This window comes from Parasphingorhabdus pacifica, from assembly GCF_054779195.1.
In genome coordinates, this window is sequence record NZ_BAAGYS010000014.1 from 277,163 (window position 1) to 293,588 (window position 16,426).

Genomic DNA, 16,426 nt, shown 5'->3' on the forward strand with positions numbered 1-16,426 from the left:
TCCACAATGGACCCGGCCATCGGCCTGTCCAGCCGGGACTTCGTGGCACGTCGTGCTTTCCCTTACGGGTGATCCGCTACAACCGACCCTAACGAACGTGGGCGGTACCAGCTTCCCGGTACCGCCCACTTTCGCTTAGAGCATGTTTTTCGAACCCGCCAGTCGGGCTCGGGTCCCTTCGCCCGAACGAGTCCGAGAAGCCCGCGGCTCCTCCACCGGACGTCCGGAGAGCTCGCGCCGCTCGAAAACGAGCGCGGCCCACGAGGTCACCCGTCGTCGGAAGGGTCAGTCCGCCTTCGCGGTGGACTGCTCCTCGACGCTGCCCTCGACCTGATCAGGGGTCTCCTCGGAGTCGTCCTGCTGGCCGAACAGCTCGTCGAGGTCGAGCGTGTTGCCCGCCTCGTCGCTGACCGTGGCCTGCCGAACCACCGAGAACAGGGCCTTGCTGCGCCGGACGTCGGCGTAGATCGCGCCGAGCTGGCCGGACTCCTGGGCCTGCTGGACATACTGGTCGGGGCTCACGCCGAACCGCTGCGCCTGGTAGATGATCCGTTCGGTCAGCTCGTTGTCCGAGACGTTGACGTCCTCGTTGTCCGCGATGGTGTCGAGCACCAGCTGGGTGCGGACAGCCTTCTCGGCTTCCTCACGAGTCTCGGCGTCGAACTCCTCGCGGGTCTTGCCCTGCTCCTCGAGCGATGCGGCGAAGCGCTCTTCGTCGTGCTCGAACGGGTGCACCGCGTCGTGCTGGCGAGTCTCGACCTCGGACTGGACGACGCTCTCGGGCAGCGGGACGTCGATGGTCTCCAGCAGTGCGTCCAGGATCTTGTCCCTGGCCTGCATGCCCTGCTGCATCTTCTTGACCCGGCCCAGCCGCTCGCGCAGGTCCTCGATGAGTCCTTCGGCGGTGTCGAACTCGCTGGCCATCTGGGCGAACTCGTCGTCGGCCTCGGGCAGCTGGCGCTCCTTGACGGAGTTCAGCTTGACCGTCACCTCAGCGTCCTGACCGGCGTACTCGCCGGCCACGAGCTTGGTGGTGAACGTCTTGGTCTCACCCTCGCTCGCGCCGATCAGCGCGTCGTCGATGCCGTCGATCAGCTGACCCGAGCCGATCTCGTAGGACAGGCCGCTGGTCTGCGCTTCCTCGACCTCGTTGCCGTCGACGGTGGCCGAGAGGTCGATGCTGACGAAATCGCCGTTCTGCGCCGGCCGGTCAACACCGGTGAGCGTGCCGAAACGGGCACGCAGCTCGTCGAGCTGCTCCGAAACCTCGTCTTCGGTGACCTCGACGTCGTCGACCGAAACCGACAGCTCACCGAAAGCCGGAATGGTGATTTCCGGGCGGACGTCGACCTCTGCGGTGAACGCGATCTCTTCGCCGTCCTCGATCTTGGTGACCTCGATCTCGGGCCGACCGAGGGTGCGCATCTCGGTGCCGTTGACAGCTTCGAGGTACTTGGCCGGAACCGCCTCGTTGACGACCTCGTCGAGCACGGGGGCCCGACCGATGCGGCTCTCCAGTACCTTCGAGGGCGCCTTGCCCGGCCGGAAGCCCGGGATCCGAACCTGCTTGGCCAATGACTGGTACGCGCGGTCGAAGTTCGGCTTGAGCTCGTCGAACGGCACCTCGACGTTGATCCGTACGCGCGTCGGGCTCAGGTGCTCGACGGTGCTCTTCACGTGGTCTCCTAGTGCGAACGTGCTTCGAACCCCGGCACATACGGCATGGAACAGGTCGGCCCTGCTCCGTCAATGCCGGGCTGACCACCGAGTCTATTGCTTCCCGCGGAGCGGTCCTGGTCGGGGGTTCCCACAACGCCCTTTTCGGCAGGCATCGCGCCCTGCGAGCGGCCACCCCTCCGCGAACGTGCTTCAGTGGAGATGTGCACGCAACACCAACCGGGTCGACCTCCGACCTCGCCACCTGCTCGGCGCTGGCCCGCGAGTGGGCCGAGCCGCGACCGGGCACCGCGGCCGTGGCGAGCACCTGGCTGTGCCTGGAGCAGCCCGGCCCGTGGGGCTCCGACGCGCTGCTGCGGAGCCACCTCGATCCGGCGGTCGGGCAGGCGCTCGCCGACCGCGCGGCGCGCAGCGGTGTACGGGTCCAGCTGATCCGGCGCACCGGCAAACATCCGGACACCGGCACGGCCGCACCCCGGCGGGTCTACCTCGCCCACACCCATCCGGAGCGGTGCTGGTTGCGCGGCTGGGAGGTCACCGATGCGACGGAGCTCCTCGCCCTCGATTTCGACCGGATCGCGCAGGGCGAACACGACGACCTCGGCGTCCCCGTCCACGACCCGCTGCTCCTGGTGTGCACGAACGGGCGACGCGACCGGTGTTGCGCGATCCGGGGACGCCTGCTCCTCGACGAGCTGGGCGACCGCCACGGGGAGTCGGTCTGGGAGACGACGCACACCGGCGGCCACCGATTCGCCCCGGCCACGGTGCTGCTGCCCAGTGGATTCACCTACGGGCAGATGACCGCTCCCAGCGCGGACGCGGCGCTTTCGGCAGCGGCTTCGGGAAAGGTCAGCATCGAGCATTGCCGCGGCCGGTCCACGTGGTCACCCCGTGGGCAGTCCGCCGAGCTCGCGGTGCGTGAGCACGTCGGCGAACCGCTGGTCGATGCGTTGCGGATCGAGAACGAGGCCGGTGATCGAGTACTCCTGGCGCATCAGGACGGGCGCCGATGGCTCGTCACCGTGCAGGAGCGGCGACTCGAACCGCCCAGGCCGAACAGCTGCGGCAAGGAACCCGCCGACCAGAGCGCGTTCGTGGTCACCCACGTCGTCAAGGTTCCGGAATAGCGGCTCCGGCACCTCCCATGTCGGTGGGTGTCACTGCCGTGACGATCCCGCCGGAGGGCTGCGGCAGCTGCGTCCGCGGCCCCTCCACGAAGATCGAAACGCCGACCAGTCCCAGTGAGGCGGCACCCAGCACCACGCCCACCACCGCGGCGGGTATCGGTGATCGCTGTCCACGCCCGTGAGTTCGAGTGCCATCGTGCACGCCGGGACCATCGAGCCGATCCGGCCAATCGTTACCAACCGTGCGAATCGAACAGGCGGCATCACCGAGAGTGATCCGGCGTGGTCGGCGGGAATCGGACCGGCGGGCTCGGACCGGCGGGCTCGGACCGGCGGGCTCGGACCGGCGGGGAGATTCGCGAAAAAATCGGCCACCCGCGCTGTGCGCGGGTGGCCGATCGCAGCGTCGGGGTGGCGGGATTTGAACCCACGGCCCCTCGCACCCAAAGCGAGTGCGCTACCAAGCTGCGCTACACCCCGTCCGAGCTGCAACACACCCTCAACGCCGGGGTGTGTTGCGGAGACCCTATCGCGACCCGTTAAGCTTGGAACAGCAAGGTCGAGAACGGACCCGAACAACTCCACAAAGCTTGATCCACCGGGCCTGATCCACCGGGCCAAGCCGACGGGCCTGATCCACCGGTTCTGCCCTGCGGTCGACCCGACGGATGTGATCCGACATACCCCCCGCTGGACTCATCCCCGAGGCATCAGGCATGATGGATCAAGTTCGGTGCTGAGCTCGAACAAGCACTCGAACAAGCATGCGGGCGTAGCTCAATGGTAGAGCCCCAGTCTTCCAAACTGGCTACGCGGGTTCGATTCCCGTCGCCCGCTCCGAGAAGGGCCCTGCTCGCGATTCGCGGGCAGGGCCCTTCTATGTGCGCCTGTCACGTGCGCCCTCGCCTTCCCCACGGCCACGAGCGCCACCGAGGTGACGCTCAGCGGTGTTTCGGAATGGAAATGAGTTGGCCGTTGTTCGTGAGATGAAGCATGCTCACGGCCGGGTGAGTTCCGTCCACTGGGGTCCGCGCGCTGGGGAGGCAGCCGGAGACGTGGTCCGGCTGCGCCGGGTCCGACCTGCGCGGGTCCGGCCTGCGCGGGTCCGGCCTGCGCGCCACCGAGGTCGCCGCGCTGTACCGAACGGAAGGCAGCACTCCGGACGGGTAGCAACGATCGGGCGTGGATTGGCCGGTTCACCGGAGCGGCACGAAGCACGACACATCGAACCTGGAGTTGGCTGTTGCGACGGCTCGAATACAAGTGGCTGGTCGGGATCACGTTCGTGCTCGGCTTGGTCATGCAGCTGTTCGACATCACGATCCTGAACGTCGCGCTGGCGACGCTCGGCCGGGAATTCCAGGTCGGCGAGGGCACCCTGCAGTGGGTGTTGACCGGATACATGATCAGCCTCGCGGTGTTCATCCCCTCCTCCGGCTGGCTCGCCGACCGCTTCGGCAGCAAACGGACCTTCCAGTCGGCCGTGGTGATCTTCACGCTCGCATCGGTGTTGTGCGGTCTTTCCACCGAGATGTGGATGCTGATCGCCGCCCGGGTGCTGCAGGGTGTCGGGGGCGGCATGCTCGTGCCGGTCGGTCAGGCGATGCTCTTCCGCGCCTTCCCCGCCAACGAGCGGGCCAAGGCTTCGGCGGTACTCGCGATCCCGATCACCGTCGCACCGATGCTCGGTCCGGTGCTGGGCGGGGCGTTGGTGGACTACGCGAGCTGGCGGTGGATCTTCTTCATCAACGTGCCGGTCGGCGCGATCGCACTGGCCTTCACCGTGATCTTCCTGCGGGAGGAGCGGCAGGACCGCCCAGGCAGGTTCGACTTCCCGGGGTTCGTGTTCGCCGGCGGTGGGCTGGCGTGCCTGCTGTACGGCCTCGACCGGGGCGCGCAGTCCGGCTGGGGTGCGCCCACGGTCTGGATCATCCTCGGTGCCGCTGTGGTGCTGATACTCGCGCTGATCTGGCGGGAGCTGAACACGACGGCCCCGATGCTCAACGTACGGCTGCTCGGCAATCGGATGTTCGGCACGGGTAACGCGCTGCTCATGTGTTCGACCACCGCGATGTTCAGCATGCTGTTCCTGATTCCGCTGTACCTGCAGAACCTGCGGGGCATCTCCCCCATGACGGCCGGACTTACCCTGACACCGCAGGCCCTGATGATGCTGTTGGTCACACAGGTGATCAGCCGCGTGTACGGCAGGGTCGGTCCGAGGCGCCTGCTGCTGCTCGGGTTCGCGACCCAAATCGCGGTCGCGGCCGGTATGCAGCTGTTGGACGTGCGCACTCCCCTCACCTTGGTCGTCGGGCTGCTTCTGTTGCAGGGGACCGCGATGGGGTTGTTGATGACACCGCTGCAAACAGCGGCGTTCGCCCAGGTTTCACCCACCTCGATGGGGCATGCCAGTTCGATGTTCAACGTCAGCAGGCAGGTCGCGACCGCGCTCGGCACCGCTATCGTGGCCACCGTGCTCGTGGTGCTCACCACCTCCGGGATGTCCGGTGTGGATCCGTCCGCCGCCGACCAGGTCCTCCGGGTCCGGATGGACGCGTACAACGGTGCTTTCATCCCGGCTGCGCTGGCCGGACTGCTCGGCTTCGCGATCTCCTGGCTCGTCCGGGACTCGGACGCGGCCGCCACGTTGGACCATCCGCGAGAGCCCGAATCCACACCGGCTTCGAGTGGCTGAGAACGGCGGAATCACAACCGGGCGACACCCGCGTGAGATAGGTCAAGGTCGCCCCACAAAGCGCGTTCCGGGTGCACCATTTGAAGGGTGACCGACATTCCACACGCCGACCAGGTCCGCAACCACACCCGCTGGCGAACCGGCTGGTACTCCGGGCGCAGAAGCTACGCCTGGCTACTGACGTTGGGGGCGGAGAACGGGCTTCGCCAACTGGCGAACCAGTACCAGTACGCATTGGTGGACCTCCCCGGTTTCGATCTCATGCCGTTGGAGTGGATGCACATCGTCGTGCAGGAGGTCGGTTTCGCCGACGAGCTCTCCGACGAACAGGTGGAGCGGACCGTGGCGACCACCCGCGAGCGATTGGCGGAGATTCCGGCGCCGTCGCTGGCTTTCCACCGGGCGATCGTGCTGCCGGAATCGTTGGCCCTGCCTGCCGAGCCGCAGTCCACATTGCTCGAACTCCGCGCCTCCGTGCGGGAAGCGATCGGGCAGGCGCTGGGCGGTGCCGAGGTTCCCGCCGAACCCGAGGACGTGGACCAGCACGTCAGCCTCGCCCACTCCACCACCGAGGGACCGGCCGTGTTCGCCGTCGCCACGCTCGGCGCCACGATCGTCGATCCGGTCACCGTCAAGGTGCCCGAGATGTCGTTGGTCAGGCTGAACCGGGATCACTCGTGTTCCGAGTGGGAGACGGTCGCGCGGGTTCCGTTCGGCGGCTGAATCCGGCATCCGACCGGCCACCGGCGAAGAAGTTCCTCGTAAATGTGGCTCGGGGTGGTCCGTTGCGTGCGCGGCCGCGGAACATCACCCACGAGCCCGGGGAGAGCCGTTCGCGCCCGCAACGGATGGGCGTATCGTCGGAATCATCCGAAAACGGTAGGGGTACGAACGTCCGGTAGCGCATCGGAGGCTGTCATGGAGACCGCGCTCCTCGTCATCGTCATCGCCGCGTTGGTGATCATCGGTGCGGTGTGGTGGTCTCGGAGGCAAGCCGCTGCCCACCACCAACGCGAGTTCGACAATGCCGCGGCCGAAGCGCGACGCTGGATCGAGCGGCTCAGCGGACAGGTGCTCAACCTCGTCGGCACCAACGACGCCGCCAAGCAGGCCCTTGCCGATGCTTCGGAGCGGCACAACGCGGCCGGGTCGCAGATGGAGCAGGCCACTTCCGTCGAGCAGTGTCGGTTGACCACTCAGACGGCTCTCGAAGGCCTCTACTACGTTCGGGCCGCTAGGACCGCCATGGATCTGGATCCGGGCCCCGAGCTGCCCGAGTCGACCGAGCAGCGCAATGCGGGCAAGGTCACCGAGTTCCGTGAGGTCGAGGTGGAGGGCAGGCAGCAGGCCGCCTCTCCGGAACCGACCGAGCGGACCCCGCACTACTACCCCGGTGGCCGCGTGGCCGGGCGTCCCGTACCGCAGGGCTGGTACAGCGAACCGTGGTGGCGCCCGGCGCTGGTCGCGGGCACGTGGGGAGTCGGATCGTTCCTGCTGGCCGGTGCGCTGTTCAGCGGCATGGCCGGAGTGCCCGCGGCGGCCGCTTCGCCGGAGGCCGGTGCGGACGCCGGCGGGATGGACGAAGCCGGCATGGACGAAGCCGGTATGGAGGACGCCGGCGCGGACGGAGCCGGTGACACGGGCTTTGACGACTTCGACATGGGTGGCTTCGACGGCTTCGGCTTCTGATTGCCTGACGCGGGGTGAAAGGTCACCCGGCCTGGCAGGAGGGGCACCAATAGAGCTTGCGCGCCGCGAGTTCGGCCGTCGCCACCGCCGTCCCGCACACTAGGCAGGGCGCCGCAGCACGCCGGTAGACGTAGACCTCCCCGCCGTGTCTGTCCTGGCGAGGTGCCCGACCGGTGACCACGGGGTCGTGCTCCGGACGCACGGTGTCGATCCGGCCCACCCGAACTCCGTGAGCCATCAACTCGGCGAGATCGGCCCAGATCGACCGCCACCGCTCATGGCCGAGCCCACGCCCGGGTGTGTGCGGCGGGATGCCGTGCCGGAACAAGACTTCGGCCCGGTACACGTTGCCCACTCCGGCCAGGATCTTCTGGTCCATCAGCAACGCGGCGATGCTCGTTTTCGACCGGGAGATCCGCTGCCACGCGCGCTCGGGTTCGGCGTCGTCCCGCAGTGGGTCCGGCCCCAACTTCTCGCGCAGCGCCGTCACCTCGGCGCCGGTCAGCAGCTCGCACTTGATCGGACCGCGCAGGTCCGTGCCGTGGGTGTCGCCGACCACGCGCATGCGCACCTGTCCGCGGGGTTCTTCCTCGGGCACCGGGAATTCCGTGAACGCCCCGTACAGCCCCAGGTGCACGTGCACCACTTGATCCGGCCGGTAGACGTGGAACAGGTGCTTGCCGTGCGCCTCCGCTCGCTGCAGGACCGAACCGTTCAGGAGGGAAGCGCTTCCCGCGAACCTGCCCTGTGGACTGGCCACGCGAACCTCGCACCCCGCGTAGCGACGGTGATGCAGCTCGGCGAGCCGGTGCAGCGTGTGACCTTCGGGCATGACCTCGTTCCCCTCGGCGGTGACCGCGCTCCTCCCGGGCGGTGACCGCGCTCCTTCAGCGGTGACCGCGAGTGCACAGGCGGACACGTCGCCCGTCTTCAGGAGCCCAGGACGAGCATCCAGACGGCGGCGGATTCGACCACGTAGGCCAGCAGGCACCATCCGCTGACCCACATGCCCCGCCGCAGGGCCGCTCGGACGGCGGGTTGGCGATGCCGGAACGCCACGATCGTCGAGACGATCACCGAGGCACACAGCGCGGCGAACGCACCGACGATCAGCCACACGCCGAGCCCGAGGACGCAGTCCGGGTGGCGACAGATCGATTGGATGCCGCCCGCGAGCGCAGGCACCATCCTGACCTGGGCGTAGAAGAGGACGAGCACCCCGGCCAACGTTCCCGCGAACGCGGCCAGCGGCGTGAGCAGCGTGTTGGCCGGGGGTGTCGTGCTCATGATCGACCGGCCGGGCTCAGTCGCCGGGCAGGGCCGGGGCTTCGCCGGTCGTCTCGTACTCGGCGAGCATCTCGATCCGGCGCTGGTGCCTGCCGCCCTCGAACTCGGTGGTCACGAACGCCTCGACGATGCTCTCGATCTCCTCGATCGGGTGCATCCGAGCACCGATGCCGGCCAGCAGCGCGTTGTTGTGCTGACGAGCCAGCTTCGCGGTGTCGACGTTCCAGGCCAGCGCGGCACGGGCGCCGGGGACCTTGTTCGCCGCGATCTGCTCACCGTTGCCGGAGCCGCCGAGGACCAGCCCGAGGCTGCCCTCATCGGCGACCACGCGGCGGGCCGTTTCGACGCAGAACGGCGGGTAGTCGTCCTGGGCGTCGAATTCGGCGGGACCGACGTCGGTCACCTCGTAACCCTTGTCGGTCAGCCACTTGACCAGGTGGCTTTTGACTTCGAACCCTGCATGATCGGAACCTAGGTAGACGCGCACATCGGCAGTCTGCCAAACGGTGTGCCGGGCAGCGGAACCCTGGTCCGGTGGTGGACGGTTCGGGGTAGCTTTTCGGAAGATCGTCCCGAAACCCGCGCCAGGAGGCTCCCCCGCCCGGAGTGGTATGCGCCTCGACGGGCAGTCTGTCCCTCGGTGAACAACTTGCCCCTCGATGGGCGATCTGTTCCATATGGGCGACCCGGCCCGGTTGCGGGCGATGACTTCGGAGGATCGATGACGCTGCACGGTTGGCAGGAACTCGGCGACGGTGTCCTCATCCGCAGATACGCCGAACTCGACCTCACCGTCGGCCTGGTGGTCGGCGAGGAACAAGCCCTGGTCATCGACACCCGGGGCGACCACACGCAGGGCACCGAGTTGGCCGAAGCGGTCCGTCGCGTGACGTCGTTGCCGGTGCAGGTGGCGCTCACCCACGGCCATTTCGATCACTGCTTCGGTACGTCCGCTTTGCTGCCCGCGCCGGTGTGGGCGCACGAGGGTTGCGGGGAGTTCCTGGCGCGAACGTCGGCCCGGCAACGCGATCACTGGGTCGCGCACTACCGCGCCGAGGGTCGCCCCGAGGTCGCCGCGGCGCTGACCGCCACGGAACCCGCGCTCCCCGATCATCCGGTCGGCGCCGGGGTCGACCTCCAACTCGGTGGGCGTTCGGTCTCGCTGCGGCACCTCGGACCGGGGCATACCGATCACGACCTCGTCATCGCCGTGGCGGATGCCGGCGTGGTCTTCGCCGGAGACCTCGTCGAGCAGGGTGGACCGCCCGACTACGAGGACGCGCACCCCGCGGCCTGGCCCTCCACTTTGGACGCGATGCTCGCGTTGGGGCCCATGACGGTCGTCCCCGGGCACGGCCATCCGGTGACTCCCGAATTCGTCCGAGCCCAGCGTGCGGAAATCAGCACTCTCGCCGACCTGTGCCGTCGCGTCGCCGAATCCACGGCCACGACGGAAGAGGCGGTGCGGCTGTCCCCGTTCCCGGCGGAGACCACTCGAATGGCACTGGACCGCCGCACGAATCCGTGACCCGCGCGGGCGAATCGCGCGGAATTCCAGCCGTCAACAGTTCTTTCGTTGCTGCATTCGGCCCATCGTCACCATTCTTTCAGAGTCATTCTCGGCTCGAGGGCACCGTTCCGGTTCGTCGATCGTCATTCTCTAGGACTGGGGAAACATCGCGGACGAGGGAGGACTCGTGCCTGAGGATGCGAACGCCGCCGAACAGATGGTTCGGCAATGGCAGGAACGCGCAGCGGAAAAGGCGCAGAAGTTCGACGCGATGCGATCGCGGGTCGAGCAGATCTCCGTGACCGAATCAACGCGCGACGGCGCGGTGCGGGTGACCGTGGGTTTTAACGGGCTGCTCCAGGGGTTGCAGCTGTCCGAGGCGGCGGCGAACCGGCCGATGGCCAAACTTTCCACCGAGATCATGCGCACCGTTCAGCTGGCCCAGTCGAAACTTCCCGATCTGATGCAGGAAGCCGTCGCCGACACCGTCGGCACCGAGGACACCGCTGCCCAGCACGTCGTGAGCGAGGCACGCCGGAACTTCCCGGAAGCCCCGGAGGAGGACGACGCAGACCAGGGCGCGGCCCAGACCTCCGGCATCCAGGAGATGGACATCGGAAACGAGGACGACTCCGCCTCGCCGCCGCCGCACACTCCCCCGCCCCAGCAGCCCCCGACGCGCGGCGGGAAGCCGACCGACGAATTCGACGACGACGACTTCGACGACGGGGCGTCGTTCCTGCGCTGACACGTCTTTCCACTGAGGGGATCTTGGTCATGGCCGAGAAGATGAACGTGGTCATCGAAAGCCTGCGCACCCATGCGTCCAAAGTGGATGGCGTGGTGGATCAGCTGGGCGTTGCGGTGGATGCTTCCCAGGAGGTGACGTTGGCCAACGATGCCTACGGGATTCTGTGCCAACCGTTCGCGCTGCTGCTCGACCCGGTCGAGTCGCACGGCGTGAACGTGCTGAAGAAGGCCGTGGAGGCGTTGGAGGAAACGGCCGAGAACATCCGTGGCTCGGCCGAGGACTACCAGGCGGTCGACGACGGCAACAGTGACCTCATCGGCGGGGTGCGGTGATGTCGAACCCGCTGGTTTCCACCGAAGAGGACATCGCCGAGCAGGAGGCAGCGGATCCGAACGCGACGCCGGAGAGTCTGAAGGGATTCGGCCTCGGTGAGGCCGTCCACGACGTGACGGCCTTGAACGACGGGTCGAGCTGGGTGGAATCCGGGCTGGCCTACGGCGGTCTGGCGATGGAAGCGGTCAGCATGGCCGTGGACCCGATCGGCACGCTGATGTCGTACGGCGTGTCGTGGCTGATCGAGCACGTCGAACCGCTCCAAGAGGCCCTGGACTGGTTCGCGGGTGATCCGGACGGCGTCAAGGCCTACGGGCAGACGTGGACGAACGTGTCGGAAGCCGTCGCGCAGGCGGCCACCCAATACCGGGAGGCGGTCGCGGCCGACACCACGGAATGGACCGGTAGCGCCGGGGACGCCTACCGCAAGCACGCTGGTGAGAAGGGCGAAGCGCTGGCCGGCGCCGCGGAACTCGCGAACACGATCAGCTCGGTCGTGACCATCATGGGCGAGGTCGTCTCGTTCGTCCGCGAATTCGTCCGCGACCTGGTGGCGGACTGCGTGAGTCGGCTGATCACCTACGCGCTGGAGGCGATCGGCACGTTCGGGCTCGGCACCCCCGTGATCGTCGCCCAGGCCACCGCGTTCATCTCCAAGACGGTCACGAAGATCACCGAGATGGTGCAAAAGCTGACCAGGACGATCAGCAACGTCGCGCCGAAGCTCGACAAGATGGTCGAGGTCTTCGGCAAGATCATGGAGGCGCTCGGCAAGGCGGGCAGGAAGGTCGGCGACAAGTTCGGCGACGTCAACAAGTGGATCGACGAGGGCAACAGCCTCGGCGCCAAGGCGGCCAAAGCCGTGAAGTTCGTGGCCGACGGCGGCGGCAACACCGCGGACAACTTCGCGGAAGGCGCCTGGAAGAAGTTCGACGACACCTTCGGCACCGATGTCGTCGGCAGGCACAACAGCAGGTCCGGCGGCGGGCCGGACCTCGGCTCCGGCGATGACGGCGACTCCGACTCGGAGAGCTCGGGCTCGTCGGAGAGCTCGGGCTCGTCGGAGAGCTCGGGCCCCGGAGACTCCGACACCGGGAGCTCGGATTCGGGTGACTCCTCCAGCAATCCCGGCACCTCCAGCGACCCCGGTTCTGCCAACGACCCCGGTGCTGCCAACGACCCCGGTGCTGCCAATTCCGGAGCCGATGCGGACGGTTCCTCGCCGGAAACCAGCAGTGGCCCGGCTGCCTCCGGTTCCGGTTCGGGCTCCCACTCCCCCACTGACGCGGGCGGCCCCACCACTCGCGCCGACAGCAGCGGGGCCGGCAGCTACGAATCCAGCGGCTCCGGGGCCAGCAGCACCGGCTCGGGCGGTAACGGTTCCACCGCCCAGCCGGATCACGGCGGGAATGGCTCCAGCTCCGGCGACAGCTCGTCCCCGTCACCGAGCAATGGCCCCGGAAACGGGTCCGGCAACAGCGGATCGTCCGACATCGGGTCGGGTTCGGACAGCGGCGGCCCGGCCCCGTCGGGCGGCAGCGAGTCGCCGAGCGCTACCGGCCAATCGGCACCCGACGGCGGCACGTCTCCCGCCACTCCCCGCTCGGACGGCTATGGTTCGGATCCGGGCGTCCCGGATGGCAGTGGATCCGCTCCGGTCGGTGGGTCTCCCTCAACCGGTGTGGGCGGCGGGCCGAGCGGGGCATCCTTCCCCGCGAACGGTGGCTCGCACTCCGGCACGCTGGACGGCTCCTCGGCCCCTGCGGCCGACACGACCGCGTCCCAAACGACCGCGTCCCAAACGACTGCGCCCGGTGCGGATGCTCCGGCGGCTTCGTCCACTCCGCCACCGAGCGCGCCTCGCCAGGACCAGCCCGCGTCGGGAGCTCCAATGGGCGGCGGCAGCCCCGCGGGCGCTGGGCAAGCCGGTGGCGCGGCACCGAGTGGTGGAGGTGGCACCAACCGCCCCGGCTCGGGTGGGGGCTGGACCGGGACACCCGGTACTCCCGCGGCTGCCGGGCGTCCTCCCAGCGGTCCCGACGGTTCGGCGCGACCGCGCGGTCCCGAGGGCGGCCCGCCCTCGCGCGGATCGCAACCGCCGCCTCCGCAACGCCCCAGCGGCACTCCCTCGACTCAACACGGATCGACTCAACACGGGGCGACTCAACACGGGGCGACTCAACACGGGGCGACTCGGCCGGGGGCATCGCGACCGGAGCCCGGAGCGCCCGGCCGTCCGCAGTCGAACGGGCCCGATCAGCAGCGCCCGAGCACCGGTCAGCAGGGCCCCGGAAACGCCCCGGACAGTCGCGTTGGTGCGCAACGTCCCGAGCCTTCTCGGCCGGGGCCTCAACCCGCCAACGGGCCCCCGCCGAAACCGAACGCACCCCGTCAGGACGGCCCCGGAGCCGATCCCGGCAGCCCATCCGGCCAACGACCGGACGCGCCGGGTTCCCGCTCCGGGACACCACAGCCGACGAGTCCGAGCGCGCGCACGGACGCCCCTACCGGTCAGCGCCCGGTTGACCCGTCCCGGCCGGACGGTCCGGGACAGCAGCGGCCCACCGGTCCACGGCCATCCGGTCCGGAGACGCCTCGGGACACCGGCTCGCAATCAACTCGATCCCCCGCGCCGCACGGCGGTCAGCCGACCCCGGCGACGCCCGGCTCCGCGCACAACCGCCCGGACGGCACGAGCGCCGGCCCGGTGCGGTCTCCCGACACCGCAGGCCCCGGACGGCCGACCGACGGTCCGGGCCGCCCGAACGACGCCGACCCGAAACCCACGGACGATCCGCGGAGTTCTAAGGGCGACGGCGACGCCGAACCCGGCACACCCGAACGTCAACACCGGATCGAAGAGGCGGAAGGGCACCGGCAGTCCACCGATTCCGGGTCGTCGTACCACGAGGATCCGAACATGCAGGACCTCGCACGTCGCGTGCCCGACGACGGCATCCACCACACGGTCGACGTCCACGCACTGCCCGACGGCCGCGTCCGCATCGGCGACAAGACCTTCAGCGCCGAAGAGTTCGCCGACATGCTCCGCCGCGACCCGAACTGGGACGGCAAACCCATACGCCTGCTCTCCTGCGACGCGGGCAACAGCGGCCTGGCCCGAGACCTGTCCCGGGAACTCGGCGTCGACGTCACCTCCCCACGCGGCCTGGCCTGGACCGACAGCGACGGCCGCGTCTTCTCCAGCAGCATAGGCCCCGACGGACGCCCCGGCTGGCCACCGGACGGCGGTTGGGACACCCACAGCCCCGACGGCACGAGCCGCCCGGACAGCAACGACGGCTTCCACCCGTCCCGCGACGGCGAAGATCCCGGCGAAGTTCCGGAGGACGCCGAGGCGCGGGGTTACGACGCCCCACCCGAACGACGACTTCTGCGCACCCTGACCCCGACAGATGCTCCCGATCACTACGGCGGCACGACCCCACCGAGCGACCGAGTGCCCGACCCGGTCACCACCTGGGACCGGCCGAACGACTCGGTGTTCTCCCGGCCTGCGGACGATCCAGCCGGAAAGAGTCCGATCTCCATACCCGATGACTCGAATCCTGGGCCGCTCCGCGAGCTTGGCCCACAGACCACGCTGAGCTCGCTCTCCGAACGAGGTCAACTGGCCTCGAACACTCGGTACGAGGTGCGGGGAAGAGGAACCTTCTTCACCGACGGAGACGGCAAACTCAAATGGGCGGAGATCGACACCACGGCGCCTGAATACGTGCGGCATCGAAACCCGGAACTACGTAATCCCGCAGGAAACGCCCAGTACCGGGTGGACGACAACTGGACCTTCAACACCAACGAGCACGGCCAGACTGAACGGATGTCCGGTGTTCCCCACTACAAGGGCACGCCGTCTGAGCTCCCCGAGGCGTTCTACGGTCGTGACAAGACCTCTCAGGACAAAGCTGGCGACGAAGGGCGCGAGGTGTATCCGAACCGGCGTTGGGCCGGCGGGCATATGGCCGCGCAGAACGCCGGCGGCCCCGGCGAGTACATCAACATGTTCCCGCAGATGGCCGCCTCGAACAGCGGACACAACAAGGAGGGTATGACCAACGAAGCCTCCTGGAAGAGCCTTGAAGATGATCTCGCCGCGCACGCGGCCAAGCCTGGATGCAGGGTCGACCGGATCGAAGTGATCGCCTCGAGAGACAGGGACGGGATACCGACCGAGGTGACGTACCGTTGGATCGAGACCGAGAACGGGATGCCCAAGTACAAGGAAGCCATATTCCCCAACCGGCCCGACTACAACCACGGCCCATGGCAGGACTACAAGTAATGAGCGGACCAGCAGAGGATCCGACGCCGTCGGAGCGGACCGATGTGCCACAGCTGCCGGACGAAGAAGTCGATTCGGACGCCCTCCTCATCCAGCGAGCCACGCAGCTGCTGACGATTAACGCCCCAAGAGACTGGGCGGAAATCCGAATGGACTTCCGGGCAAGCAGTACCATCTGCCAAGCGGACATGAGCGGGTCCATGTTAAACGGGGATTCATTGCTCATGCCACTACCTGCCGGCATGACCGAGATTATGCGACACCTTCGCGTTGTGATGTACGAACCCGAGAACGGAACCTGGTTCTCCCTGCACGTCATCTTGCGGCGCAATATGACTCCGGATTTCCGGTTCAACTACACCGAAGATCCAAAGTGGTCGCCGCCAGTAGCCCCCACGTTGTTCACACTGGACCTAGAGCGGTTTCCGCGTGTTCCAGAGCACATTCCGAGCTGGCTCCGCGATCGCCTGGACGAGGCTAGCCTCTTCGAACAGGAGTATCGAGAGCATGACGAATCGGACAGCGAGCAGTAGATGCCAGCAACGGCAACCGGCTGATCCGCGGCCCACCCACCAAGCAAATCTCCAAAGAAGGACACACAGGAGTATCGATGAACGAACCAGGCGGCCTCGGACCGGAGAAGCAGAAGGAGCTACTGGACGAGCTGGCCACCATCGTGGTTGATTCAGCGCCTGTCGGCTGGGGGCTCATCGCTATCGAGTACCTGTGCATCGGCCGACACGTGGAAGTAGGCGTCGGGGTGCAAGACTCCGATGGGAACCCCATCAATTGGGAACCACCCAAGGAAGCGGACAACATCTTCTGGCGCCTCCGAGTGGGCATGTATCAAGAAGGCGCCGGTACCTGGTTCTCAGCGTTCTTTCGGATAAGCCCACCGGACACGTACGAGATCTTTTACAATCGCGACAACGAACCTCCGTGGAACGCACCGGAAGACAGCTACCCACGAGAGCAAGAATTGTTTCCTCGTGACAGTGAAAACATGCCCGATTGGCTCAGCGCACACCTCCCGTCCTAATGCAAAGCG

General features: G+C 67.7%; 14 protein-coding genes and 2 tRNA genes. 11 read left to right on the forward strand and 5 right to left on the reverse strand.

Going from position 1 to position 16,426, the window contains the following annotated elements; genetic code table 11:
* Positions 1–285 precede the first annotated feature (285 nt).
* Positions 286–1,677, reverse strand: a complete 1,392-nt coding sequence (tig, locus tag ACYVAN_RS21480) for a trigger factor (RefSeq protein WP_460962412.1) — start codon at positions 1,675–1,677, stop codon at positions 286–288.
* A 203-nt stretch (positions 1,678–1,880) separates the two neighbouring features.
* Between tig and ACYVAN_RS21485 the strand changes: the two genes are divergently transcribed.
* The gene (locus tag ACYVAN_RS21485) at positions 1,881–2,807 is read left to right on the forward strand and encodes a sucrase ferredoxin (RefSeq protein ID WP_460962414.1); all 927 of its coding nucleotides are present in this window, start codon (positions 1,881–1,883) and stop codon (positions 2,805–2,807) included.
* Between the two features lie 406 nt (positions 2,808–3,213).
* Here ACYVAN_RS21485 and ACYVAN_RS21490 read toward each other — a convergent pair.
* A tRNA-Pro gene (locus tag ACYVAN_RS21490) sits at positions 3,214–3,287 on the reverse strand.
* A 286-nt stretch (positions 3,288–3,573) separates the two neighbouring features.
* On the opposite strand from ACYVAN_RS21490, the gene ACYVAN_RS21495 reads away from it, so the two are divergent.
* From ACYVAN_RS21495 to ACYVAN_RS21510, 4 genes are all read left to right on the forward strand, one after another.
* A tRNA-Gly gene (locus tag ACYVAN_RS21495) sits at positions 3,574–3,644 on the forward strand.
* Positions 3,645–4,050: 406 nt separating this feature from the next.
* Complete coding sequence (locus ACYVAN_RS21500) at positions 4,051–5,505, forward strand: MDR family MFS transporter (RefSeq protein ID WP_460962416.1); 1,455 nt, start codon at positions 4,051–4,053, stop codon at positions 5,503–5,505.
* An 87-nt stretch (positions 5,506–5,592) separates the two neighbouring features.
* Positions 5,593–6,228, forward strand: a complete 636-nt coding sequence (locus tag ACYVAN_RS21505) for a 2'-5' RNA ligase family protein (protein WP_460962418.1) — start codon at positions 5,593–5,595, stop codon at positions 6,226–6,228.
* A gap of 195 nt (positions 6,229–6,423) precedes the next feature.
* Positions 6,424–7,194 (forward strand): hypothetical protein, encoded by a 771-nt coding sequence (locus ACYVAN_RS21510; RefSeq protein WP_460962420.1) that lies wholly within the window; start codon positions 6,424–6,426, stop codon positions 7,192–7,194.
* 22 nt (positions 7,195–7,216) lie between these two features.
* Here ACYVAN_RS21510 and ACYVAN_RS21515 read toward each other — a convergent pair whose 3' ends face one another.
* From ACYVAN_RS21515 to ACYVAN_RS21525, 3 genes are all read right to left on the reverse strand, one after another.
* Entirely contained in the window at positions 7,217–8,026 is an 810-nt protein-coding gene (locus ACYVAN_RS21515) for an Fpg/Nei family DNA glycosylase (RefSeq protein WP_460962422.1), read from the reverse strand.
* 98 nt (positions 8,027–8,124) lie between these two features.
* Positions 8,125–8,481: a hypothetical protein gene (locus ACYVAN_RS21520; protein WP_460962424.1), complete on the reverse strand. Its 357-nt coding sequence runs from the start codon at positions 8,479–8,481 to the stop codon at positions 8,125–8,127.
* 16 nt (positions 8,482–8,497) lie between these two features.
* A complete protein-coding gene (locus tag ACYVAN_RS21525) occupies positions 8,498–8,968 on the reverse strand; it encodes a ribose-5-phosphate isomerase (protein WP_460962425.1) in 471 nt (156 codons plus the stop codon).
* 234 nt (positions 8,969–9,202) lie between these two features.
* Between ACYVAN_RS21525 and ACYVAN_RS21530 the strand changes: the two genes are divergently transcribed.
* The 6 genes from ACYVAN_RS21530 to ACYVAN_RS21555 all read left to right on the forward strand — a co-directional run bounded on the left by ACYVAN_RS21530 (position 9,203) and on the right by ACYVAN_RS21555 (position 16,417).
* Positions 9,203–10,009 (forward strand): MBL fold metallo-hydrolase, encoded by an 807-nt coding sequence (locus tag ACYVAN_RS21530; RefSeq protein ID WP_460962428.1) that lies wholly within the window; start codon positions 9,203–9,205, stop codon positions 10,007–10,009.
* A 169-nt stretch (positions 10,010–10,178) separates the two neighbouring features.
* Entirely contained in the window at positions 10,179–10,739 is a 561-nt protein-coding gene (locus ACYVAN_RS21535) for a YbaB/EbfC family nucleoid-associated protein (protein WP_460962430.1), read from the forward strand.
* A gap of 29 nt (positions 10,740–10,768) precedes the next feature.
* Positions 10,769–11,074 (forward strand): ESX-1 secretion-associated protein, encoded by a 306-nt coding sequence (locus tag ACYVAN_RS21540; RefSeq protein ID WP_460962431.1) that lies wholly within the window; start codon positions 10,769–10,771, stop codon positions 11,072–11,074.
* Positions 11,074–15,378, forward strand: a complete 4,305-nt coding sequence (locus tag ACYVAN_RS21545; protein ID WP_460962433.1) for a WXG100-like domain-containing protein — start codon at positions 11,074–11,076, stop codon at positions 15,376–15,378. Before ACYVAN_RS21540 ends, ACYVAN_RS21545 begins: the two co-directional genes overlap by 1 nt.
* Positions 15,378–15,911 (forward strand): hypothetical protein, encoded by a 534-nt coding sequence (locus tag ACYVAN_RS21550; RefSeq protein ID WP_460962435.1) that lies wholly within the window; start codon positions 15,378–15,380, stop codon positions 15,909–15,911. Before ACYVAN_RS21545 ends, ACYVAN_RS21550 begins: the two co-directional genes overlap by 1 nt.
* Before the next feature lie 77 nt (positions 15,912–15,988).
* Positions 15,989–16,417 (forward strand): hypothetical protein, encoded by a 429-nt coding sequence (locus ACYVAN_RS21555; RefSeq protein WP_460962437.1) that lies wholly within the window; start codon positions 15,989–15,991, stop codon positions 16,415–16,417.
* Positions 16,418–16,426 lie beyond the last annotated feature (9 nt).